The organism is Micromonospora sp. NBRC 107095, assembly GCF_030269705.1.
In the GTDB taxonomy this organism is placed as follows: domain Bacteria; phylum Actinomycetota; class Actinomycetes; order Mycobacteriales; family Micromonosporaceae; genus Micromonospora; species Micromonospora parva.
The window spans coordinates 175,496-197,437 of sequence record NZ_BSTU01000002.1 but is presented as its reverse complement, the minus strand read 5'-3'; the positions used below and the strand labels follow the sequence as shown (position 1 = coordinate 197,437).

Sequence of the window (21,942 nt, the reverse complement as noted above, 5' to 3'; positions counted from 1 at the left end):
CGAGTTTCCTCCGGGTTTGGGGAAAACCCGGGGCTAAAGGGGTGTTCCGGGTCATTCTGAACGGGTCCTAGCGTGACCGGCTCCTGCGGGGAGAGCTGATGATCCGGGCCCAACTCGACAAACTGCTGACCGTGCTGATCGCCGGCGTGCTGGCCGGACTGGTGCTGGCCGCCGCCGCCCTGCCCGTCGCCCTGGTCTTCGGGATCGGCTTCAGCGCCCTGTCGACGCCGTACTCGGAGCTGCCGAACACCCTCCGTACGCCGCCCACCGCGCAGCGGTCCAACCTCTACGCCAACGACGGCACCACCCTGATCACCTCCTTCTACCAGGAGGACCGGGTGGACGTGCCCCTGCACGAGGTGGCCCCGGTGATGCGCCAGGCGATAGTGGCCGCCGAGGACGTCCGGTTCTACCAGCACAGCGGGGTCGACCTGCGGGGCGTGGTGCGCGCGTTCACCGTCAACAAGCGCGACGGCCAGACCCGGCAGGGCGCCTCGACGCTGACCATGCAGTACGTCCGCAACGTGCTCAGCAACGACCCCCGACTCACCGAGGCGCAACGGGAAGCCGCCACCGAACTCACCACCGTCCGCAAGCTCCAGGAGATGCGGTACGCGCTCGCCCTGGAACGGGAACTCGACAAGGACGAGATCCTGACCCGCTACCTCAACATCGCCTACTTCGGCGCCGGGGCGTACGGCATCGCGGCGGCCAGCAAGCGGTACTTCTCCCGGTCCCCGGCCGAGTTGACCCTGGCCCAGGCGGCGCTGCTCGCCGGCCTGGTGCGCTCGCCGGACAGCGACGACCCGATCAACGGCGACGCCGACAGCGCGGTGGCCCGACGGTCGTACGTCCTGGAGCGGCTGGTGGAGTCGGGGCAGGTGCCGGCGGACGCGGCAGCGGAGGCGCGCGCCGAACCGCTGCAGCTGCGGCCCAGCGCGACCCCGAACGACTGCACCGGGGTGCCCGACGCGCACAACGACTGGGGCTTCTTCTGCGACTGGTTCACCCGCTGGTGGAGCAGCCAGTCCGCGTTCGGGGCGACCGCCGACGAGCGGCAGCGCGCGCTGCGCCGGGGCGGGTTCTCCATCGTGTCGTCGCTGGACCCGGGAGTGCAGCGGGCCACCACCGAGCAGGTGTTGAAGATCTATCCCAGGAGCCGGGCCGAGGCGGTGCCCACCGCCGTCGTGCAACCGGGCACCGGGCGGGTGCTGGCGATGTCGGTGAACCGCGCGTACAGCGTGGCGGACAACCCGGTCGGGCAGAAGAACCACCCGAACACCGTCAACCAGTTGATCGCCGGCGGTGGCGCGATCGAGGGGTACCAGGGCGGTTCGACGTTCAAGCTCTTCACCCTGCTGGCGGCGTTGGAGTCCGGCCTGCCGCTGTCGACCGAGTTCGTGGCGCCGACCCAGTTGCTCACCCGCTTCCCGGTGACCGGGTCGGCGAGTTGCGACGGCCGCTGGTGCCCGGCGAACGCCAGCCCGTCGTCGATGGACGGCCCCCGCACCATGTGGAGCGCGTTCGGCCGCTCGGTGAACACGTACTTCGCCTGGCTCACCGAGAAGGTCGGCGCCGACCGGGTGGTGGAAATGGCCGAGCGGCTCGGCATCGTGCTGCGGGCCAAGTCCGACGCCGAGCTGGCCCGCTACGGTGCGAAGGACTGGGGTCCGTTCACCCTGGGTGTGGCCGCGACCACCCCGTTGGACCTGGCCAGCGCGTACGCCACGGTGGCGGCCGAGGGGACCTCGTGCGCGCCGCTGCCGGTGGTCTCGATCACCGACTCGAACGGCCGGCCGGTCGACGCCGCCAAGCCGGACTGCCGGCAGGTGCTCGACGCCGACGTGGCGCGGGCGGCCACCGACGCGGCTCGCTGCCCGGTCGGGGACCAGTCGATGTACGGGCGCTGCGACGGTGCCACCGCACCGGGGCTGCGGGCGAAGCTCGGCCGCCCGGTCGCCGGCAAGACCGGCAGCTCGGAACGGTACGAGACGGAGACGGTGGTGGCGTTCACACCGCAGCTCGCGGTCGCCTCGATGGCCGCCAACCCGGACGATCCCCGCGACGCGGTCGGTCAGGCGGTGCAGGCCCAGATGGTGAACGCGGTCGGTGCGGTGCTGTCGTACGCCCTGCGCGACGAACCGGTCCGCGACTTCGTCCCGCCGAGCGAGCGAACGGCCTTCCAGAACCAACCCCAGGCCGGCAACTGACCGACGACGTCAACGCGGCTGTTCGGCGTTGCGGGCGATGTTGCGGGCCATTCCGCCGAAGACCACAGCGTGGAAGGGGGCCACCGACCCCCAGTAGGCGTGCCCGGCGAGGCCACGCGGCAGGAAGACAGCGCGCTGCTGGTAGCGGCTACGGTCGCCCTCGGCCGGCAGCACGCGCATCTCCAGCCAGGCCCGGCCGGGCAGCCGCATCTCGGCACGCAGTCGCAGCAACTCGCCCGGGACGATCTCCTCGACCCGCCAGAAGTCCAGCGCCTCACCGACCTGGAGGCGGTGCGGGTCGCGTCGACCCCGCCGCAGCCCGACCCCACCGACCAGCCGGTCCAGCCAGCCCCGGATCGACCAGGCGAGGGGGAAGGAGTACCAGCCGTGCTCGCCGCCGACGCCCTCGACGACCCGCCAGAGCGCTGCCGGTGTGGCGTCCACCATCCGCTCCCGCACGTCGGTGTAGGCGGTGCCGCCGGACCAGTCCGGGTCGCTGGGCAGCGGCTCGGCGGGCGCGTCCGGACCGCTCGCGGTGGACCAGCGGGTCTCCACCTGGGCGTCGCGTACCTTGGCCAGAGCCAGCGCCACCGCCTGGTCGAAGCCGGTCAGGCCGCCGGGCGGGTCCGGGACGTAGCGGGCGATGTCGTGTTCGTGGGCGACCGCCTCGTGGATCAGGCTCTCCACCAGCGGGCGGGCGATCTTGTTCGGCACCGGGGTGACCAGGCCGACCCAGTGCGAGGAGAGCGACGGGGTGAGCGGACGGACCGGCACGATGACCCGTCGGCGCAGCCCGGCCACCCGGGCGTAGCGCTGCATCATGTCGAGGAAGGTCAGCACGTCCGGCCCGCCGACGTCGAAGCCCCGGTTGACCTCGGCCGGCAGGTCGGCGCAGCCGGCCAGGTAGTGCAGCACGTCGCGGACCGCGATCGGTTGGATCCGGTTGTGCACCCAACGTGGAGTGACCATGACGGGCAGTCGCTCGGTCAGGTAGCGCAGCATCTCGAACGACGCCGAGCCGGACCCGATGATCACTGCTGCGCGCAGCACCGCCGTGGGCACCCCGCTGGACAGCAGGATCCGGCCCACCTCGGCGCGGGAACGCAGGTGCGGGGAGGGGACCTCCGCGTCGGAGGCCGGTTCCGGCCCACCCAGGTACACGATCCGGCGTACGCCGGCCGCCCGCGCCGCCGCCGCGAAGTTGGTCGCCGCCGCCCGGTCGGCCGCCTCGAAGTCGGACCGGCCCAGCGAGTGCACCAGGAAGTACGCGACGTCCACGTCGGCGAACGCGGCCGGCAGCGTCTCCGGTTTACTGAGGTCGCCCTCGACGATCTCGGCCGCCGAGGCCCAGGGAACGTCGCGTAGCCGCACCGCCTTACGGGCGAGGCAGCGCACGGTGTGCCCGTTGGCGAGCAGCAGCGGCGTCAGCCGTCCGCCGATGTAGCCGGTAGCTCCGGTGACGAGGCATCTCACGGGTCCCAGTCTGCTGCCCCCTAGACTCGTTTGCTGTGGAGACCGAGACGAGCACCTTCTGGGGGCCGGATTTCGCCCAGCTCAGGGCCACCGATCCGGAGATCGCCGGGGTGGTCCTCGGCGAGTTGGACCGGTTGCGGGGTGGCCTGCAGCTGATCGCCAGCGAGAATCTGACCTCGCCCGCGGTGCTGGCGGCGCTCGGTTCGACGCTGACCAACAAGTACGCCGAGGGCTACCCGGGCCGGCGCTACTACGGCGGCTGCGCCGAGGTGGACCGGGCGGAGGAGATCGGCATCGCCCGGGCCAAGGAGCTGTTCGGGGCCGAGCACGCCAACCTCCAGCCGCACTCCGGGGCGAGCGCGAACCTGGCCGCGTACGCCGCGCTGGTGCAGCCGGGGGACACGGTGCTGGCGATGGACCTGCCGCACGGCGGGCACCTCACCCACGGCAGCCGGGTGAACTTCTCCGGCAAGTGGTTCCACCCGGTCGGCTATCCGGTCCGGCCGGACACCGAGCTGATCGACTACGACGAGGTACGGGACCTGGCGCGGGCGCACCGACCCAAGCTGATCATCTGTGGGGCCACCGCGTACCCGCGCCTGATCGACTTCGCGCGGTTCCGGGAGATCGCCGACGAGGTCGGCGCGTACCTGATGGTGGACGCGGCGCACTTCATCGGCCTGGTCGCCGGCCGGGCGATCCCGTCGCCGGTGCCGTACGCCGACGTCGTCTGCGCCACCACCCACAAGGTGCTGCGTGGCCCCCGCGGGGGCATGATCCTCTGCCGCGAGTCGTTGGCGCAGCGGATCGACAAGGCGGTCTTCCCGTTCACCCAGGGTGGCCCGCTGATGCACGCGGTGGCCGCCAAGGCGGTCGCGCTGCGCGAGGCCGCCCAGCCGGAGTTCCAGACGTACGCCCGGCAGGTGGTCAGCAACGCCCAGGCGCTCGCCGCCGGGCTGGCCGACGAGGGGATGCGCCCGGTGTCCGGTGGCACCGACACCCACCTCGGCCTGATCGACCTGCGGGAGCTGGGGGTGACCGGGACCGAGGCCGAGCGTCGCTGCGACGCCGCCTCGATCACCCTGAACAAGAACGCCATTCCGTACGACCCGCAGCCGCCGATGGTGGCCTCGGGCATCCGGGTGGGCACCCCGAGCGTCACCACGCAGGGGATGCGCGAGGGGGAGCTGCGCCAGGTGGCGACGATGATCGCCCGCGCGGTGCGTACCGATCCCGGCGCTCCGGGCGGGGCCGACCAGCTGACCCGGCTCGGTGCCGAGGTGGCCGAGCTGGTCGCGGCGTTCCCGGCGTACCCCCGTGGCTGAGCCCGGGGTGGTCGAGCCGGACACCGACCGACGGTGGCGGCTGCGGCACCTGCCGGTGCTGCTGGGCGCGTCGGCGGCGCTGGCCGCGGTCGCGGCGCTGGTGGGCGGGGTGACCGGCGGCCTGACCGGGGCGCTCGGCGCGGCGGCCGGCGTGGGCGTCACAGTGTTCAGCTACACCCTGACCACGGTGGTGCTGGCCCGGGCCGACCAGGTCAACCCGCAGTTGCTGCTGCCGCTCGGCCTGGGGCTGTACGTGCTGAAGTTCAGCCTGCTGGGTGCGGTGCTGGTGGCGGTGGCGTCGACCGGCTGGGCCGGGTTGATCCCGCTCTGCCTCGGCATCGTCGCCGGGGTGGCAGTGTGGACGGCGGTACACATCTGGTGGCTGACCACGGTGCACGCTCGTCGGGCGCACAGCTGACCTGACGGTCGTCCCACCTTTCGGACGCGCCGCAATGTGTCGGCCTCCGGTCATTTTCCGACGGGCGGAAGGGGAGTAGCGTGCCCACAGACGACGGCGCCCACGAGAAGCCCACACAACCGCGGTTGTGCGGGGGGTGAGGCACAGCCTCGTCTTCCCGGCTGATATCGTTCGCCCCGTCATGGCTGGTGACCAAACCCCCCGTCCCGCCGGTGAACCGGACGATGTTCCGTCCGGTGCCGGTCAGGGTTGGACCGCGCTCAGCTACCTCGTCGGAGGCATGCTCGTGTGGGGTTTCATCGGTTGGCTGGTTGACCAGTGGCTCGACACCGGCGGCGTCGCCACCGGGATCGGCGTCGTGCTCGGTATGGCTGGGGGCATCATCCTGGTCGTCCGCCGACTCGGCACGCCTACTTAGGAAGGGACGCGGTGTTCGGACAGGCGAACGTTCTGGCAGCGGGCCAGGCGGGATTCCCACCTACGGTGGACGACTTCTACCTGCCCAGCATCCTGCCGTGGGGGGTCGAGAACTCCTACTGGTTCACCAAGATCACGGCGATGGTCTGGATCGCGGTCGGCGTCCTGATCATCTTCTTCCTGGCGACCTACCGGAACCCGCAGCTGGTGCCGACGAAGAAGCAGTGGTTCGCTGAGTCGATCTACGGCTTCGTGCGCAACAACATCGCCGTCGACATGATCGGTCACCAGGGTGTGCGGTTCGCCCCGTACTTCACGACCCTGTTCTGCTTCGTGCTGCTGACGAACGCGTTCGCGATCATCCCGTTCTTCCAGATCTCGCCGAACTCGCACATCGCCTTCCCGGCGATCCTCGCCATCATCAGCTACGTGCTGTTCAACTACATCGGCATCAGGCAGCACGGCTTCGTCAAATACTTCAAGAACTCGTTGATCCCGCCGGCACCGTGGTACATCCTGCCGCTGCTGATCCCGATCGAGCTCTTCTCGACCTTCATCGTCCGGCCGTTCTCGCTCGCGGTGCGTCTCTTCGCGAACATGTTCGCCGGTCACATGCTCCTGCTGGTCTTCACGCTCGGCGGCTTCGCGATGCTGAGCGCCAACGCCTGGCTGGCCCCGGTCTCGGTGCTCTCCTGGGTGATGACCATCGCGCTCACCTTCCTCGAGTTCCTGGTGATCTGCCTGCAGGCGTACGTCTTCACCGTCCTCACCGCCAGCTACGTGCAGGGCGCGCTCGCCGAAGAGCACTGATCCACCCGCACCATCCGTTGTCGTCCCGCGTGAGAGTCACGTGTGATAACCAGGAGGAACCACACCAATGGACGCTAGCGTTCTCGCCGAGGTCACCGGTAGCACCGCTGCCATCGGCTACGGCCTCGCAGCCATCGGCCCGGGCATCGGCGTTGGCCTGGTCTTCGCTGCCTACATCCAGTCGACCGCCCGTCAGCCGGAGTCGTCGCGGATGACCCTGCCGTACGTCTGGATCGGCTTCGCCGTCATCGAGGCGCTGGCGCTGCTGGGCATCGCCTTCGGCTTCATCTGGGCCGGCTCCGCAGCCTGATCCACCCTTTGACCGGGAGGTAACCATGATTTTCCTCGCCGCTGAGGGTGGTGAGTCGACCCACAACCCGATCATCCCGCTCTGGCAGGAGGTCGTGGTCGGCTCGGTCGCCTTCGCCGTGCTCTGCTTCGTGCTGATGAAGTTCGTCTTCCCGCGCATGGAGCAGACGTTCCAGGCTCGGGTCGACGCGATCGAGGGCGGCATCAAGCGCGCCGAGGCCGCCCAGGCCGAGGCGAACCAGCTGCTCGAGCAGTACCGTGCGCAGCTCGCCGAGGCCCGGACCGACGCCGCCAAGATCCGTGACGACGCGCGGGCCGACGCCGAGGGCATCCGGCAGGACATCCTCGCCAAGGCGCGGGAAGAGTCCGACCGGGTCATCCAGGCTGGCAAGGACGCGCTCGCCGCCGAGCGGGCCACCATCGTGCGCGAGCTGCGCGCGGAGGTCGGCACGATCGCGGTGGACCTGGCCAGCAAGATCGTTGGCGAGTCGCTCGCCGACGAGGCACGGCGTAAGGGCACCGTCGACCGGTTCCTGAGCGGTCTCGAGAGCACGGGGGCCCGCTGATGCAGGCCGCCAGCCGGGAGTCGTACAAGATCGCGGCCGAGCGCCTCGACGCGTACGTCCGCGGCGCGGAGCCGTCGGCGGTGGCCTCCACCGCCGACGCCATCCTCTCCGTGGCGACCCTGCTGCGGCGTGAGCCGCGGCTGCGCCGGGCGCTCTCCGAGCCGGCCCGGTCCGGCGAGGATCGGGGCGCCCTGCTCGGCGACATGCTCGGCGGGCGGATCGGCGCCGATGCGCTCGACCTGCTCGTGGTGCTGGTCTCCGGCCGGTGGTCGGCACCGTCGGAGCTGCTCGACGGCGCCGAGCGCCTCGGCGTGGAGGCGCTGCTGGCCAGCGCCGACTCCGCCGGCGAGCTGGGCGAGGTCGAGGACGAGCTGTTCCGCTTCGGTCAGGTCGTGGCCGGCCAGTCGGCGCTGAGCAACGCGCTGGCCGACCCGGTCGCCCCGGTCGAGCAGCGGGCCACCCTGGCCCGCGAGCTGCTCGCCGACAAGGCCCGTCCGGTCACCGTCCGCCTCGTCGAGGCGGCGCTCGGCGGGTTCGGGGGACGCTCCTTCAGCGGCGCGCTCACCCGGCTGGTCGAGCTGGCCGCCGACCGGCGTGACCGGCAGGTGGCGTACGTGACCGTCGCGGCCCCGTTGAGTGACGAGGACGAGCGTCGGCTGGGTGCGAGCCTCACCGCGATATACGGTCGGGAGGTGTCCGTCAAGCAGACGGTCGACCCCGCCGTACTCGGTGGTGTGAGCGTCCGGGTCGGCTCCGACCTGTACGACGGCACCATCCTGCGCCGCCTCAACGAGACCCGCAACGCGCTCGCGAAGCGCTGAGCGGCCCGGCCGCCCAGCAACGCGGTGGCTTCGCCGCCCCGCGGCTGAGCGGCCCCGCCGCCCAGCATCGGGGTGGCTGGACCGCACAGCGCCCGGAATGACAGACGCCATTCGGACCGGTCGGTACTAGGTATCCCGGGCCCCTGAATTTTAAGGAAGCAGAGGATGGCCGAGCTGACCATCTCGACGGAGGAGATCCGCGGCGCCCTGGAGCGCTACGTCTCTTCCTACTCGTCCGACGTCTCCCGCGAGGAGGTCGGCACCGTCGCCGACACCGGTGACGGCATCGCCCACGTCGAGGGCCTGCCCTCGACCAAGACCAACGAGCTCCTGGAGTTCGAGGACGGCACGCTCGGCGTGGCGTTGAACCTCGACGTGCGGGAGATCGGCGTCGTCGTCCTCGGTGACTCCGCCAAGCTGGAGGAGGGGCAGCGGGTCAAGCGCACCGACCGGGTGCTCTCGGTTCCGGTGGGTGACGCGTTCCTCGGCCGCGTGGTCAACGCGCTCGGCCAGCCGATCGACGGGCTCGGCGACATCGCCGACGAGGGCTACCGCGAGCTGGAGCTGCAGGCTCCGAACGTGATGTCCCGCCAGTCGGTGTTCGAGCCGCTGCAGACCGGCATCAAGGCCATCGACGCGATGACCCCGATCGGTCGGGGCCAGCGGCAGCTGATCATCGGTGACCGGAAGACCGGCAAGACCACCGTCGCCCTGGACGCCATCCTCAACCAGCGGGACAACTGGCGCACCGGCGACCCGAAGAAGCAGGTTCGCTGCATCTACGTCGCCATCGGCCAGAAGGCCTCCACGATCGCCTCCATCAAGGGGCAGCTCGAGGAGGCGGGCGCGATGGAGTACACCACCATCGTCGCCTCGCCGGCGTCCGACCCGGCCGGCTTCAAGTACCTGGCCCCGTACACCGGCTCGTCCATCGGGCAGCACTGGATGTACGGCGGCAAGCACGTCCTGATCGTCTTCGACGACCTGAGCAAGCAGGCCGAGGCGTACCGGGCCGTGTCGCTGCTGCTGCGTCGCCCGCCGGGCCGCGAGGCGTACCCGGGTGACGTCTTCTACCTGCACTCCCGCCTGCTGGAGCGCTGCGCGAAGCTCTCCGACGAGCTGGGTGGCGGCTCGATGACCGGTCTGCCGATCATCGAGACGAAGGCCAACGACATCTCGGCCTTCATCCCGACCAACGTCATCTCGATCACCGACGGCCAGATCTTCCTGGAGACCGACCTGTTCAACCAGGGCGTCCGTCCGGCGATCAACGTCGGCACCTCGGTCTCCCGGGTCGGCGGCGCCGCCCAGGTGAAGCCGATGCGCAAGGTCGCCGGTTCGCTGCGGCTGAACCTGGCCCAGTACCGCGAGCTGGAGGCGTTCGCCGCCTTCGCCTCCGACCTGGACCGGGCCTCCCGGGCCCAGCTGGACCGCGGTGTCCGGCTGGTCGAGCTGCTCAAGCAGCCGAACTACTCGCCGTACCCGGTGCAGGAAGAGGTCGTCTCGGTCTGGGCCGGCACCGAGGGCAAGCTGGACGACATCCCGGTGGGTGAGATCCGGCGCTTCGAGTCCGAGTTCCTGCAGTACCTGCGGCACAAGCACGAGGGTGTCCTCGCGTCGATCGCCGACAACCAGTGGGGCGATGACATCGTCAACTCCCTGGACACCGCGATCGGCGAGTTCAAGCAGGTCTTCCTCAACAAGGAGGACGAGCGCAAGGTCAACGACGCGCCGGCCGCCCCGCTTGAGGGTGACGAGAACCGCGAGACGGTGACCCGCTTCCGCGACAGCGCGACCGACCGCCCGGCCGAGAGCTGATCTGATGGCGGCCCAGGTTCGCGTTCTTCGTCAACGGATCCGCTCGGCGAAGTCGATGAAGAAGATCACCAAGGCGATGGAGCTCGTGGCGACGAGCCGGATCGCCAAGGCCCAGGCCCGGGTGCAGGCGTCCCTGCCGTACGCCCAGGCCATCACCGGTGTGCTCACGGCGCTGGCGTCCAACGCGCGGATCGACCACCCGCTGCTCACCCCGCGCGAGCGGGTGCGGCGGGCGGGCGTCCTGTTGGTCACCAGCGACCGTGGCCTGGCCGGCGGCTACAGCTCCAACGCGATCAGGATGGCCGAGTCGCTGATCGCGCGGCTCAAGGCGGACGGCAAGGAGCCGGTGCTCTACGTCATCGGGCGTAAGGGCGTCGGGTTCTACCGGTTCCGTGACCGGCCGATCGAGGCGAACTGGACCGGCTTCAGCGAGCAGCCGTCGTTCGAGGACGCCCGTGCCGTGGGCGAGACGCTGATCAAGGCGTTCACCGCGGGTGCGGACGACGTCGACGGCGGTGCCGGCGCGGACGGGGTGCTCGGCGTCGACGAGTTGCACATCGTCTACACCGAGTTCCACTCGCTGATGACGCAGAACCCGGTCACCAAGATCATCGGTCCGATGCAGGTGGAGGACCGGCCGCGCTCCGAGGGGCTGCTGCCGGCGTACGAGTTCGAGCCGGAGGCGGAGGCGCTGCTCGACGCGCTCCTGCCGAGGTACATCAACACGCGGATCTACGCGGCGTTGATCGAGTCGGCGGCGAGTGAGTCGGCGGCGAGGCGGCGGGCGATGAAGAGCGCCACCGACAACGCCGAAGAGATGATCGAGAAGTACACGCGTGAGATGAACTCGGCCCGCCAGGCTGGGATCACCCAGGAGATCAGCGAGATCGTCGGCGGCGCCAACGCGCTGGCCGCGTCGGGAAGTGAAGTGTGATGACTGCCCCAGTAGAGACCAAGACGGCCACGGGTCGCGTGGTCCGGGTCATCGGCCCGGTCGTCGACGCCGAGTTCCCGCGCGACGCCATGCCGGCCCTGTTCAACGCCCTGAACGTCACCGTGAACCTGTCCGGCGGTGAGAAGACGCTGACCCTGGAGGTCGCCCAGCACCTGGGTGACAACCTGGTCCGCGCGATCTCGATGCAGCCGACGGACGGTCTGGTCCGTGGCGCGGAGGTTCGTGACCGCGGTGAGCCGATCACCGTGCCGGTGGGCGACGCGGTCAAGGGTCACGTGTTCAACGCGATCGGCGAGGTGCTCAACCTCAAGGAGGGCGAGACCCTCACCCCGGACGACCGCTGGGGTATCCACCGCAAGGCCCCGGCCTTCGCGGACCTGGAGCCGAAGACCGAGATGCTGGAGACCGGCATCAAGGTCATCGACCTGCTCGCCCCGTACGTCAAGGGCGGCAAGATCGGCCTGTTCGGTGGCGCGGGCGTGGGCAAGACGGTGCTCATCCAGGAGATGATCACCCGGGTCGCCCGTAACTTCGGTGGTACCTCGGTCTTCGCCGGCGTGGGTGAGCGCACCCGTGAGGGCAACGACCTCATCGCCGAGATGACCGAGTCCGGCGTCATCGACAAGACCGCGCTGGTCTACGGCCAGATGGACGAGCCGCCGGGCACCCGGCTGCGGGTGGCGCTCTCCGCGCTGACCATGGCGGAGTACTTCCGGGACGTGAAGAAGCAGGAGGTGCTGCTCTTCATCGACAACATCTTCCGCTTCACCCAGGCCGGTTCGGAGGTCTCCACCCTGCTCGGCCGGATGCCGAGCGCGGTGGGTTACCAGCCGACCCTGGCCGACGAGATGGGCGAGCTCCAGGAGCGGATCACCTCCGTCCGGGGCCAGGCCATCACCTCGATGCAGGCGATCTACGTGCCGGCGGACGACTACACCGACCCCGCCCCGGCCACCACGTTCGCCCACCTGGATGCGACCACCAACCTGGAGCGGTCGATCTCCGACAAGGGCATCTACCCGGCCGTGGACCCGCTGGCGTCCTCGTCCCGGATCCTCGCCCCGGAGTTCGTCGGCCAGGAGCACTTCCAGGTCGCCACCGAGGTCAAGCGAATCCTGCAGCGCTACAAGGACCTGCAGGACATCATCGCCATCCTCGGTATCGAGGAGCTCTCCGAGGAAGACAAGATCACTGTGGCCCGGGCCCGGCGGATCGAGCGCTTCCTGTCGCAGAACACCTACGCGGCGGAGCAGTTCACCGGCGTGCCGGGCTCGACGGTCCCGATCAAGGAGACCATCGAGGCGTTCCGCAAGATCAGCGAGGGTGAGTACGACCACTTCCCCGAGCAGGCGTTCTTCATGTGCGGCGGTCTCGACGACCTGGAGAAGAAGGCTGAGGAGCTGATGAAGGGCTGACCAGCCCCATCGGATCCGCAACAAAAAGACTGCCCCGGCAATGCCGGGGCAGTCTTTTGTTCATGTTCGCGTCCTACCATCGTCGCGGTCCGTTACTCGTGGTCGTCACTCCCGCGACTGCCGAGATACGGTTCGTTCCGCGCGCTCACCTGAACGAGCGTTGATCTTTGCAACCTTTCGACGACGTGCGCCCGTCTTCTTCGTCGTGGGCGTAACGAACGGAGATGCTCGTGGGTAAGGCCGGCAAGAGTGGCCGCAAGCCGTCCATCTGGCGAGGTGTGCCGCGGTGGGCCCGGATCTGCACGGTGTTCGGCGCCGTGCTGACAGTGCTCAGCGGTGCGGTGCTGGTCGGTACCGAGGTGCTGATGGCCCGTTACGAGGGGGCCGTCGGCAAGGCCGACCTGTTCGGCGACCAGGCGGCGGGTGCCCAGGCGAAGAAGAGTGAGATCAAGGGCCCGCTCAACATCCTGCTCGTCGGCATCGACCCGCGTACGCCGACGGCTGCGCCACTGGCCGACTCGATCATGGTGCTGCACGTGCCCGCGTCGATGGACCGGGCCTACCTGTTCTCGCTGCCGCGCGACCTCTACGTGCAGATCCCGGCGTTCAAGAAGGCCGAGTTTCCGGGCGAGACCACGAAGATCAACGCTGCCATGTCGTTCGGCAGCAGGGTGCCGGGAGCCAACCCCGACGCGGCACGGGGCTTCGAGTTGCTGGCCACCACAGTGCAGAAGGTGACCGGCATCAAGCGCTTCGACGCGGGCGCGATCATCAACTTCACCGGCTTCCAGAAGATCGTCGACGCCATGGGTGGCGTCGACATGTACATCGAGCGCGACGTGCGGTCCGAGCACAAGAAGCCGGACGGCACGCCGCGTCCGGGTAACACCCGTGGTGAGGGCTACGTCGGCCCGCAGGCGGTCTACAAGAAGGGCAACCAGCACCTGAGTGGGTGGCAGGCGTTGGACTACGTCCGGCAGCGCTACCCGAAGAACGGCGTCCCGGACTCCGACTACGGGCGGCAGCGCCACCAGCAGCAGTTCGTCAAGGCGATGGTGGGCCAGGCGTTCAGCGCCGACGTGGTGTCCAATCCCATCAAGCTGGACAAGGTGCTCCGCGCCGCCGGGCAGTCTCTGATCTTCAACGGTCGGGGAAACAGCGTGGTCGACTTCGGGCTCGCCCTGAAGGACATCCGCCCGAACACCATCGAGATGATCAAGTTGCCCGGTGGTGGGGTCTTCGACGGTAAGAAGTACCTGGGTGAGCAGTTCAAGGAAGGGGTACCGGACTTCTTCACCGCCCTGCACAACGAGCAACTCGACCCGTTCCTGCTCGAGCACCCGGAATTTGTCAACAAGACCAAGTAGTCGCGGCGTCGTTGTCCCCACCCGCGTTGGGCGCGCCGCACCGTCAGGCTAGACTTTCGGCAATCCGTAGCCGCAGCAAGGAGACAGCGTGGCACAGCAGCTTCACGTCGAGCTCGTCGCCGTCGAGGAGAAGGTCTGGTCCGGTGACGCCGAGATGGTCGTCGCCCGGACGACCGAGGGCGAGCTCGGTGTCCTGCCGGGGCACGCGCCGCTTCTCGGTCAGCTCGCCGAGCCCGGCCAGGTGCGCATCAAGCTCGCCGGCGGTGAGCAGGTCGCCTACGAGGTGGCCGGCGGCTTCCTCTCGGTGAGCGCCGACGGTGTCACCGTGCTGGCCGAGAGCGCAACCCCGGTCTCCGCGCAGAGCCGCTGAGCCACACCGGGGATGGAGATCGTCGAAGGTTTCGGAATCGGCGTTGTCGTCATCCTCGGCGCGCTTCTGATCCTCTTCGTCCGGCGGGCTCTGGTCACCCGCAGCGGTGGCATCATCCGGCTCAGCGTCCGGGTCTCCACCATGCTCGACGGCCGTGGCTGGTCGCCCGGCTTCGGTCGGTTCGTCGGTGACGAGCTGCGCTGGTACCGCATGTTCAGCTTCGCCATCCGGCCCAAGCGGGTGCTCTCCCGTAAAGGGCTGGCCGTGGAGCGCCGCCGGTTGCCCGAAGGTCAGGAACGGTTCTCCATGCCGGCTGACTGGGTGATTCTCCGCTGTACCAGTCACCACGCACCGGTGGAGATCGCCATGGCGCGATCGACAGTTACCGGTTTTCTCTCCTGGCTCGAGGCCGCCCCTCCGGGGGCGGTCTCGCCGCGTATGGCCTCCCAGGACTGGCCGGCCGCCTGAGGCTCGTCTTGGTCGCTCTTTCGGTTGCCGGGGCAGCCCGCCCGGCTCCCGGCGGTCAGGCTTGATCCCTGCGCCGGGCGGGCTGCCCCGGAAACCTTTCATGGCCGCTGTGCGTCGGTCCGGCGCGGCTTTGATCACCTGCCGTTACCGGTGCGGCTGAGTTCTGCCTTCTCGGTGGTCGGGATGCCGCCCCGTCACGTCGTCGCGTCGATCGAGGCGTTGGTCAGGCCGGTCCGAGGAGTCGTCGGTGGCGACGCGTGGTGGCGGGCAGAGTGGGAACTCAGACCTCGACGTGGTGCGGAGCGCCGACGTTCAGCGCTTGCCGCCCGGCACCCATAGCACATCTCCTGCCGGATTTGCCGTTCTTGACAGGATAAAGAGCAGATCGGAGAGCCGGTTGAGATACTTTGCCGGGAGCGTGCTGGTTCGGTCCGGATCGTGGGCGACCAGCGCCCACGCCGCCCGTTCGGCGCGCCGGGCGACGGTCCGCGCCACGTGCAGCAGCGCCGCGCCTGCGGTGCCGCCGGGGAGGATGAAGGAGTCGAGCTTGCTCAGGCGTGCGTTGTACTCGTCGCACCAGCCCTCCAGGCGCTCGACGTACTCCTCGGTCACCCGCAGCGGCGGGTACTTCGGCTCCGGCTCGACCGGGGTGGACAGGTCGGCGCCGACGTCGAACAGGTCGTTCTGCACCGACCCCAGCACGCCGCGAAGCTCCTCGTCGAGGTTGCCCAGCGCGAGCGCGACGCCGAGCGCCGCGTTGCACTCGTCGACATCCGCGTACGCGGCGATCCGCGGATCGGTCTTCGGTACCTGCTCGTTGTTGCTCAGCCTGGTCATGCCGGCGTCGCCGGCCTTGGTGTAGATGCGCGTGAGGTGGACGGCCATGACGCACAGCCTACGGATACCCGACCTGACGATCCCGGCGCGGCCGGACAGCACCGCCGACTGGCCGGTGGTGGTGGGCCCCGGCGACGCCGGCGATCCGGCGGTCAACGACGTCGACGTCATCCGGGTCCGCGGTGACGCCCGACTGGCCGGCACCGTGCATGTGGTCGGCGCCAAGAATTCGGCGTTGAAGCTGATGGCGGCGGCGCTGCTCGCCCCCGGCCGCAGCGTGATCACCAACGTCCCCCGGATCACCGACATCGCGATCATGGGGGAGGTGCTGCGCCGGCTGGGCTGCGACGTCCAGTTCGACGCGGACGACCCGGTCGACCCGATGGTCGCTCGTGGCGGCGTGGCCCGGTCCCGGTCGGTGACGATCGACGTACCCGAGCAGCCGGGCGCGGAGGCCGACTACGACCTGGTCCGCCGGTTGCGCGCGTCGATCTGCGTACTCGGCCCGCTGCTGGCGCGCCGGGGGTACGTGCGGGTCGCCCATCCCGGCGGCGACGCGATCGGGTCGCGGGGGTTGGACATGCACATCTCCGGGCTGACCCGGATGGGCGCGGAGATCTCCGGTGAGCACGGGTTCGTCATCGCGTCCGCCCCGCACGGGCTGCGTGGCGCGGACATCATGCTGGACTTCCCCAGCGTCGGCGCCACCGAGAACCTGGTGATGGCGGCGGTGCTGGCCCAGGGCACCACGATGATCGACAACGCGGCGCGGGAGCCGGAGATCGTCGACATCTGCACGATGCTCAACCAGATGGGCGCGCGCATCGCCGGCGCGGGCACGTCCACCCTGCGGATCACCGGTGTGCCCGGTCTGCGCCCGGTGCGCCACGCCACGGTGGGGGATCGGATCGTCGCCGGCACGTGGGCGTTCGGCGCGGCGATGACCCGGGGCGACGTGACCGTGACCGGGCTGGACCCGGCCTTCCTGGAGGTCGCGCTGGACAAGGTGGTCGCCGCCGGCGGGCTGGTGGAGACGCGGGGGGACGGCTTCCGCGTACGGATGGACGAACGGCCCCGGGCGGTGGACGTGGTGACGCTGCCGTACCCCGGCTTCGCCACCGACCTGCTGCCGATGGCGATCGGGCTGGCGGCCGTCAGCGACGGCGCGTCGCTGATCACCGAGAACATCTTCGACGGCCGGTTCATGTTCGCCAACGAGATGATGCGGCTCGGCGCGGACATCAAGACCGACGGGCACCACGCCGTGGTCCGCGGACGGGACCGGCTCTCCGGCGCCCCGGTGCGGGCCACCGACATCCGTGCCGGCGCGGGGCTGATCATCGCCGGGCTCTGCGCGGACGGGGTCACCGAGGTCTCCCACGTGCACCACGTCGACCGGGGTTACCCGGACTTCGTGGCCGACCTGCGGGCGCTCGGGGTGGCTGTCGAGCGGGGCACCACGCCGGAGGAGCCGGCGCTGGAGATCTGAGGTCGGCCTTCAGCGACCTCTCCCGACCGCCACTTAGCCATCGTTCAGGCTCGCCGACTAGGGTGCAGGCAGGCACTCAATCGCAGCGAGGGAGAAGCAGATGGCGGGTCGACTCGCGGTCGTCGGGGCCGGGTTGATGGGTTCCGGCATCGCCCAGGTGGCGGCGCAGGCGGGCTGGCAGGTGACGCTGCGCGACCTGGACGACGCGGCCACCACCCGGGGTCTGGGCGGCATTCGGAAGTCACTGGAGAAGTTCGCCGAAAAGGGCAGGATCGAGGCGTCCGAGGTCGAGGCGACGCTGGCTCGGATCACCCCGACCACCGACCTGGAGGCGGCGGCGGACGCGGACATCGTGGTCGAGGCGGTCTTCGAGCGCCTGGAGATCAAGCACGAGGTGTTCCGAGCCCTGGACAAGATCTGCAAGTCGGACGCGGTGCTCGCCACCAACACCTCGGCCATCCCGGTCACCCAGATCGCCGCGGTGACCGAGCGGCCCGAGGCGGTCGTCGGCACCCACTTCTTCTCCCCGGTGCCGATGATGCAGCTCTGCGAGCTGGTTCGGGGCTACAAGACCACCGACGCCACGCTGGACACCGCGCGGGCCTTCGCCGAGGAGATCGGCAAGACGGTAGTGGTGGTCAACCGGGACATCGCCGGTTTCGTCACCACCCGGCTGATCTCCGCCCTGGTGATGGAGGCGGTGAAGCTGGTCGAGTCCGGCGTGGTGTCGGCGGAGGACCTGGACACCGCCTGCCGGCTGGGCTTCGGGCACGCCATGGGCCCGCTGGCGACCACCGACCTGACCGGCGTGGACGTGCTGCTGCACGCCTCGAAGAACATCTACACCGACACGGCCGACGAGAAGTTCTTCCCGCCGGAGCTGCTCCAGCGCATGGTCACCGCCGGTGACCTGGGCCGCAAGACCGGCAAGGGCTTCTACACGTACTGAGGTGTGGCGGCCGGGGCGGGTGACCGCCCCGGCCGGCCGCTCAGCCGTCGCGCTTGGTGGTCCAGCGGAAGGTGGTCAGGCAGAGCACCACGCCGATTACGCACCACAGGGCCAGCACGATCGCCACCCGGCCCAGTTCGAATGAGCCGCCCGGCTCCTGGGCGCCGAAGCTCTCCGGCAGGAAGACCGCCCGCAGTCCCTGGCACATCCACTTGAGCGGGAACAGCGCCGCCACCTGCTGCATCCAGGTGGGCAGGTCGGTGAAGACGAAGAACACCCCGGAGATGAACTGAAGGATCAGGGAGACCGGGGTGACCACCGCCGAGCCGCTGCGGGCGGTGCGGGCCAGCGACGAGATGGCGATGCCGCACAGGGTGCACGCGGTCACCCCGAGCACGGCGACCCAGCCGAAGGTGAGCCACTTCCCGGCGGTGCCTGGCAGGTCGAGGTCGAACAGCGCCACCGCGAAGGCCAGCAGCAGCGCCGTCTCGGCGATGCCGATCACCACCACCATGATCACCTTGCCAGCGAACCAGACCCACTTCGGCATCGGCGTGCCCCGGTAGCGCTTGAGCACGCCCCGGTCCCGCTCGATGGGGATCCAGATGCCGAGGTTCTGGAAGCTCACCGTCATCAGGCCGGTCGCGATCATGCCGGTGATGAAGTACTGGGTGAACTTCACCCCACCGCCGATCGTCCCGTCGAAGATCGACGCGAAGATCAGGATCATGATGACCGGGAAACCCATCGTGAAGACGACGGACTCCCGGCTGCGCAGGAACTGGGTGATCTCCAGTCGGCCCTGGCGCAGGGCGAGCGCGCCGGCGCCCGGCCGCCGGCCGCGGGTCGCGGTGACCGGCGTCGCCGGCTTCGTCGTGGTCGTCATCGCGAGTGTCCGATCATCGTGAGGTAGACGTCCTCCAGGGTCGGCCGGGTCACCGTGAGACCGGGGACCTCACCGCCGTGGCGCGCGGCGAGATCGGCCACGAAGGCCGTCGGCGTCGCGGTCTGCGCGCTCTGCACCGCCCCTTCCGGGGTACGCCAGGAAACCGTGGCGAGGGCGTCCTGCCGATTGCCCAGCCGGTTGGGAGCGGCGACCTCCACCAGCCGACCGCCAGCGATCACGCCGACCCGGTCGGCGAGCGCCTCGGCCTCGTCCAGGTAGTGGGTGGTGAGCACGATGGTGGTGCCGGCCGCGGCGAGGTCGCGGATCAGCTCCCAGAATTCGCGGCGGGCCTCCGGGTCGAAGCCGGTGGTCGGCTCGTCGAGGAAGAGCAGCTCCGGTCGGCCGATGATGCCCAGCGCCACGTCCAGGCGGCGCTTCTGCCCGCCGGAGAGGGTGTGTGTGCGGGCCTTCGCCTTGCCGGCCAGCCCGACCCGCTCGATCACCTTCGCCGGGTCGTCGGCGTCGGGATAGAAGCCGGAGAAGTGCTGAATCACCTCGGCCACTGTCAGCTCGTCGAACTCGCCGGTGCCCTGGAGCACGATGCCGACCCGGGAGCGCCAGTCGGCGTCCGGGTGGGCCGGGTCCGCGCCGAGCACGGAGACCTCGCCGGCGTCCCGGTGCCGGTAACCCTCCAGGATCTCGACGGTGGTGGTCTTGCCGGCGCCGTTCGGGCCGAGCAACGCGAACACCTCGCCACGGTGCACGTCGAGATCCACGCCCGCCACCGCCACGTTGTCGCCGTACGCCTTGCGCAGCCCTCGGACGGAGATGGCCAGCTCGTCATCCATGCCGTCCAGTGTGCGTCCTGACCCGGCCCGGGTGGTGCCCGGGGTGTGGCGGTCCACGCCACTGCGGGCACTTGGCACCCGGACGTCCCCGACATGGACCTGTGTGGTTTTCCACAGCCCCTTTTACTGAACGGTAACTTAGACTCCGGCCATGGATGAGACGGCATTCCCGGGGCGGCTGCCCGAGCGGGACCGCCCGTGGGTGATGCGTACCTACGCCGGCCACTCGTCGGCGGCGGCGACCAACGCCCTCTTCCGCCGCAACCTGGCGAAGGGGCAGACCGGGCTCTCGGTCGCCTTCGACCTGCCCACCCAGACCGGGTACGACCCGGACCACGAACTCGCCGCCGGTGAGGTCGGACGGGTCGGTGTGCCGGTGGCCCACCTGGGCGACATGCGGGCGCTCTTCGACGGTCTCCCGCTCGCCGACACGAACACCTCGATGACCATCAACGCCCCGGCGATGTGGCTGCTCGCCCTGTACGGCACCGTCGGGCTGGAGCAGGGCGCCGACCTGACCCGCTGCGCCGGCACCACCCAGAACGACATCATCAAGGAGTACCTGTCCCGGGGCACCTACATCTTTCCGCCGGCGGCGTCGCTGCGGCTCACCGCCGACGTGGTGGCGTACACGCTGCGTGAGATGCCCCGGTGGAATCCGGTCAACATCTGCTCGTACCACCTACAGGAGGCCGGCGCCACGCCCGTGCAGGAGGTCGGCTTCGCGCTGGCCACCGCGGTCGCCGTGCTCGACGCCGTGCGCGACTCCGGCCAGGTGCCCGCCGAACGGATGGGCGACGTGGTCCAGCGGATCTCGTTCTTCGTCAACGCCGGGGTGCGCTTCGTCGAGGAGATCGCCAAGATGCGCGCGTTCGGCGTGCTCTGGAACGAGATCACCCGGGACCGGTACGGGGTCACCGACGCCCGGCAGCGGCGGTTCCGCTACGGCGTTCAGGTCAACTCGCTCGGCCTCACCGAGGCGCAGCCGGAGAACAACATCCAGCGCATCGTGCTGGAGATGCTCGGTGTGACGATGTCCCGCGACGCCCGGGCCCGGGCGGTCCAACTGCCCGCCTGGAACGAGGCGCTCGGCCTGCCCCGCCCCTGGGACCAGCAGTGGTCGCTGCGGATGCAGCAGGTCCTGGCGTACGAGTCGGACCTGCTCGAATATCCCGACCTCTTCGCCGGCTCGCACGTGATGACCGCGCTGGTCGACGACATCGTCACCGGGGCGCGGACCGAGCTGGACAAGGTGCTGGAGCTGGGCGGTGTCGTCGCCGCCGTGGAGACCGGCTACCTCAAGAGCGCGCTGGTCGCCTCGCTGGCCGACCGTCGTCGACGGATGGAGTCCGGTGCCGATGTGGTGGTCGGGGTCAACCGGTACACCGAGACCGAACCCTCGCCGCTGACCGCCGCCGGTGCGGGCGCCGTCGAACAGGTCGATCCCGCCGTCGAGGCGGCCGCCGCGGACGGCGTACGCCGGTGGCGGGCCGACCGGGACGCGGCAGCGGTCGACGCGGCGCTGACCCGGCTCCGCGCGGACGCCGCGACCAGCACCAACCTGATGCCGGCGACACTGGAGTGCGTGCGGGCCGGGGTGACCACCGGCGAGTGGGCCGGCGCGCTGCGGCAGGTCTTCGGCGAGTACCGGGCACCGACCGGCCTGGCCGGCGCGACCGGTGGCGGCGGGGAGCCGGGCCTCGCGGCGGTCCGCGAGCGGGTCACCGCCACCGCGCGTGAGCTGGGCAGCGGCCGGCTGCGGCTGCTGGTCGGCAAACCCGGCCTGGACGGGCACTCCAACGGCGCGGAACAGATCGCGGTACGCGCCCGCGACGCCGGCTTCGAGGTGGTCTACCAGGGCATCCGGTTGACGGCGGGGCAGATCGTGGCCGCCGCGGTGGAGGAGGACGTCGACCTGGTCGGGCTCTCCGTGCTCTCCGGGTCGCATCTGGCCGCCGTGCCCGCGGTGCTCGACGGGCTGCGCGCCGCCGGACGGGCGGACCTGCCGGTGGTGGTGGGCGGCATCATCCCGGCAGGTGACGGGGACACCCTGCGGGCGGCCGGGGTCGCCCGGGTCTTCACCCCGAAGGACTTCGCCCTCACCGGCATCATCGACGACCTGGTGACGGTCATCCGTCGTGCCAACGACCTGCCCTGACCACTCGTCACCCCGGCGGGTCGGCGTGGGTCA

The 21,942-nt window shown here is 70.0% G+C and carries 21 protein-coding genes; 17 read left to right on the top strand and 4 right to left on the bottom strand.

The features are described from left to right. Positions 1–98: 98 nt before the first annotated feature. Complete coding sequence (locus QSK15_RS13220; RefSeq protein ID WP_285794525.1) at positions 99–2,210, top strand: transglycosylase domain-containing protein; 2,112 nt, start codon at positions 99–101, stop codon at positions 2,208–2,210. Positions 2,211–2,219: 9 nt separating this feature from the next. Here QSK15_RS13220 and QSK15_RS13215 read toward each other — a convergent pair whose 3' ends face one another. After that, the gene (locus QSK15_RS13215) at positions 2,220–3,683 is read right to left on the bottom strand and encodes an SDR family oxidoreductase (RefSeq protein WP_285794524.1); all 1,464 of its coding nucleotides are present in this window, start codon (positions 3,681–3,683) and stop codon (positions 2,220–2,222) included. A 35-nt stretch (positions 3,684–3,718) separates the two neighbouring features. Here QSK15_RS13215 and glyA point away from each other — a divergent pair, with 35 nt between their 5' ends. From glyA to QSK15_RS13150, 13 genes are all read left to right on the top strand, one after another. Continuing rightward, positions 3,719–5,008, top strand: coding sequence for a serine hydroxymethyltransferase (glyA, locus tag QSK15_RS13210; RefSeq protein WP_285794523.1), 1,290 nt, complete (start codon positions 3,719–3,721; stop codon positions 5,006–5,008). Then, positions 5,001–5,426, top strand: coding sequence for a hypothetical protein (locus QSK15_RS13205; protein WP_285794522.1), 426 nt, complete (start codon positions 5,001–5,003; stop codon positions 5,424–5,426). The genes glyA and QSK15_RS13205 overlap by 8 nt, the downstream gene beginning before the upstream one ends. A gap of 181 nt (positions 5,427–5,607) precedes the next feature. Next, positions 5,608–5,844, top strand: coding sequence for an AtpZ/AtpI family protein (locus QSK15_RS13200; protein WP_285794521.1), 237 nt, complete (start codon positions 5,608–5,610; stop codon positions 5,842–5,844). An 11-nt stretch (positions 5,845–5,855) separates the two neighbouring features. After that, positions 5,856–6,653 carry a F0F1 ATP synthase subunit A gene (gene atpB, locus QSK15_RS13195; protein ID WP_285794520.1) on the top strand — a complete coding sequence of 266 codons (798 nt, stop codon included), beginning with the start codon at positions 5,856–5,858 and terminating at the stop codon, positions 6,651–6,653. A 67-nt stretch (positions 6,654–6,720) separates the two neighbouring features. Continuing rightward, positions 6,721–6,963 (top strand): ATP synthase subunit C-like protein, encoded by a 243-nt coding sequence (locus QSK15_RS13190; RefSeq protein WP_130404096.1) that lies wholly within the window; start codon positions 6,721–6,723, stop codon positions 6,961–6,963. 25 nt (positions 6,964–6,988) lie between these two features. Further along, positions 6,989–7,528, top strand: coding sequence for a F0F1 ATP synthase subunit B (locus tag QSK15_RS13185; RefSeq protein WP_279519714.1), 540 nt, complete (start codon positions 6,989–6,991; stop codon positions 7,526–7,528). After that, the gene (locus QSK15_RS13180; protein ID WP_285794519.1) at positions 7,528–8,349 is read left to right on the top strand and encodes a F0F1 ATP synthase subunit delta; all 822 of its coding nucleotides are present in this window, start codon (positions 7,528–7,530) and stop codon (positions 8,347–8,349) included. Before QSK15_RS13185 ends, QSK15_RS13180 begins: the two co-directional genes overlap by 1 nt. A 165-nt stretch (positions 8,350–8,514) precedes the next feature. Further along, the gene (atpA, locus tag QSK15_RS13175; protein WP_285794518.1) at positions 8,515–10,167 is read left to right on the top strand and encodes a F0F1 ATP synthase subunit alpha; all 1,653 of its coding nucleotides are present in this window, start codon (positions 8,515–8,517) and stop codon (positions 10,165–10,167) included. A gap of 4 nt (positions 10,168–10,171) precedes the next feature. Further along, complete coding sequence (locus QSK15_RS13170) at positions 10,172–11,101, top strand: F0F1 ATP synthase subunit gamma (RefSeq protein ID WP_130404088.1); 930 nt, start codon at positions 10,172–10,174, stop codon at positions 11,099–11,101. Next, the gene (gene atpD / locus QSK15_RS13165) at positions 11,101–12,537 is read left to right on the top strand and encodes a F0F1 ATP synthase subunit beta (RefSeq protein ID WP_285794517.1); all 1,437 of its coding nucleotides are present in this window, start codon (positions 11,101–11,103) and stop codon (positions 12,535–12,537) included. The genes QSK15_RS13170 and atpD overlap by 1 nt, the downstream gene beginning before the upstream one ends. Before the next feature lie 224 nt (positions 12,538–12,761). After that, complete coding sequence (locus tag QSK15_RS13160) at positions 12,762–13,904, top strand: LCP family protein (RefSeq protein WP_285794516.1); 1,143 nt, start codon at positions 12,762–12,764, stop codon at positions 13,902–13,904. Between the two features lie 88 nt (positions 13,905–13,992). Next, the gene (locus tag QSK15_RS13155; RefSeq protein WP_030333186.1) at positions 13,993–14,274 is read left to right on the top strand and encodes a F0F1 ATP synthase subunit epsilon; all 282 of its coding nucleotides are present in this window, start codon (positions 13,993–13,995) and stop codon (positions 14,272–14,274) included. 12 nt (positions 14,275–14,286) lie between these two features. Further along, positions 14,287–14,742 (top strand): DUF2550 domain-containing protein, encoded by a 456-nt coding sequence (locus QSK15_RS13150; RefSeq protein ID WP_030333188.1) that lies wholly within the window; start codon positions 14,287–14,289, stop codon positions 14,740–14,742. 312 nt (positions 14,743–15,054) lie between these two features. Here the strand turns inward: QSK15_RS13150 and QSK15_RS13145 are convergent, their stop codons facing one another. Further along, on the bottom strand, positions 15,055–15,627 hold the full coding sequence (locus QSK15_RS13145) for a cob(I)yrinic acid a,c-diamide adenosyltransferase (protein ID WP_285794515.1): 573 nt from the start codon (positions 15,625–15,627) through the stop codon (positions 15,055–15,057). On the opposite strand from QSK15_RS13145, the gene murA reads away from it, so the two are divergent. Together murA and QSK15_RS13135 are read left to right on the top strand one after the other, a co-directional pair. Then, positions 15,626–17,068 carry a UDP-N-acetylglucosamine 1-carboxyvinyltransferase gene (gene murA / locus QSK15_RS13140; protein WP_285794514.1) on the top strand — a complete coding sequence of 481 codons (1,443 nt, stop codon included), beginning with the start codon at positions 15,626–15,628 and terminating at the stop codon, positions 17,066–17,068. The two genes, QSK15_RS13145 and murA, sit on opposite strands and share 2 nt — an antisense overlap. Before the next feature lie 100 nt (positions 17,069–17,168). Then, on the top strand, positions 17,169–18,017 hold the full coding sequence (locus QSK15_RS13135) for a 3-hydroxyacyl-CoA dehydrogenase family protein (RefSeq protein WP_285794513.1): 849 nt from the start codon (positions 17,169–17,171) through the stop codon (positions 18,015–18,017). A 40-nt stretch (positions 18,018–18,057) separates the two neighbouring features. Here QSK15_RS13135 and QSK15_RS13130 read toward each other — a convergent pair whose 3' ends face one another. Together QSK15_RS13130 and QSK15_RS13125 are read right to left on the bottom strand one after the other, a co-directional pair. Next, complete coding sequence (locus tag QSK15_RS13130) at positions 18,058–18,903, bottom strand: ABC transporter permease (protein WP_285794512.1); 846 nt, start codon at positions 18,901–18,903, stop codon at positions 18,058–18,060. After that, entirely contained in the window at positions 18,900–19,751 is an 852-nt protein-coding gene (locus tag QSK15_RS13125; RefSeq protein WP_285794511.1) for an ABC transporter ATP-binding protein, read from the bottom strand. The genes QSK15_RS13130 and QSK15_RS13125 overlap by 4 nt, the downstream gene beginning before the upstream one ends. Positions 19,752–19,902: 151 nt before the next feature. Here QSK15_RS13125 and QSK15_RS13120 point away from each other — a divergent pair, with 151 nt between their 5' ends. Continuing rightward, positions 19,903–21,909 (top strand): ethylmalonyl-CoA mutase, encoded by a 2,007-nt coding sequence (locus QSK15_RS13120; RefSeq protein ID WP_285794510.1) that lies wholly within the window; start codon positions 19,903–19,905, stop codon positions 21,907–21,909. Positions 21,910–21,942 lie beyond the last annotated feature (33 nt).

Coding starts and splice junctions, on each gene's coding strand:
- QSK15_RS13130 (WP_285794512.1), bottom strand. CDS start 18,903: ATGACGACCACGACGAAGCCGGCGACGCCGGTCACCGCGACCCGCGGC.
- QSK15_RS13120 (WP_285794510.1), top strand. CDS start 19,903: ATGGATGAGACGGCATTCCCGGGGCGGCTGCCCGAGCGGGACCGCCCG.
- murA (WP_285794514.1), top strand. CDS start 15,626: ATGACGCACAGCCTACGGATACCCGACCTGACGATCCCGGCGCGGCCG.
- QSK15_RS13185 (WP_279519714.1), top strand. CDS start 6,989: ATGATTTTCCTCGCCGCTGAGGGTGGTGAGTCGACCCACAACCCGATC.
- QSK15_RS13150 (WP_030333188.1), top strand. CDS start 14,287: ATGGAGATCGTCGAAGGTTTCGGAATCGGCGTTGTCGTCATCCTCGGC.
- QSK15_RS13160 (WP_285794516.1), top strand. CDS start 12,762: ATGCTCGTGGGTAAGGCCGGCAAGAGTGGCCGCAAGCCGTCCATCTGG.
- QSK15_RS13220 (WP_285794525.1), top strand. CDS start 99: ATGATCCGGGCCCAACTCGACAAACTGCTGACCGTGCTGATCGCCGGC.
- QSK15_RS13170 (WP_130404088.1), top strand. CDS start 10,172: ATGGCGGCCCAGGTTCGCGTTCTTCGTCAACGGATCCGCTCGGCGAAG.
- QSK15_RS13125 (WP_285794511.1), bottom strand. CDS start 19,751: ATGGATGACGAGCTGGCCATCTCCGTCCGAGGGCTGCGCAAGGCGTAC.
- atpD (WP_285794517.1), top strand. CDS start 11,101: ATGACTGCCCCAGTAGAGACCAAGACGGCCACGGGTCGCGTGGTCCGG.
- QSK15_RS13200 (WP_285794521.1), top strand. CDS start 5,608: ATGGCTGGTGACCAAACCCCCCGTCCCGCCGGTGAACCGGACGATGTT.
- atpA (WP_285794518.1), top strand. CDS start 8,515: ATGGCCGAGCTGACCATCTCGACGGAGGAGATCCGCGGCGCCCTGGAG.
- QSK15_RS13180 (WP_285794519.1), top strand. CDS start 7,528: ATGCAGGCCGCCAGCCGGGAGTCGTACAAGATCGCGGCCGAGCGCCTC.
- QSK15_RS13145 (WP_285794515.1), bottom strand. CDS start 15,627: ATGGCCGTCCACCTCACGCGCATCTACACCAAGGCCGGCGACGCCGGC.
- QSK15_RS13190 (WP_130404096.1), top strand. CDS start 6,721: ATGGACGCTAGCGTTCTCGCCGAGGTCACCGGTAGCACCGCTGCCATC.
- QSK15_RS13135 (WP_285794513.1), top strand. CDS start 17,169: ATGGCGGGTCGACTCGCGGTCGTCGGGGCCGGGTTGATGGGTTCCGGC.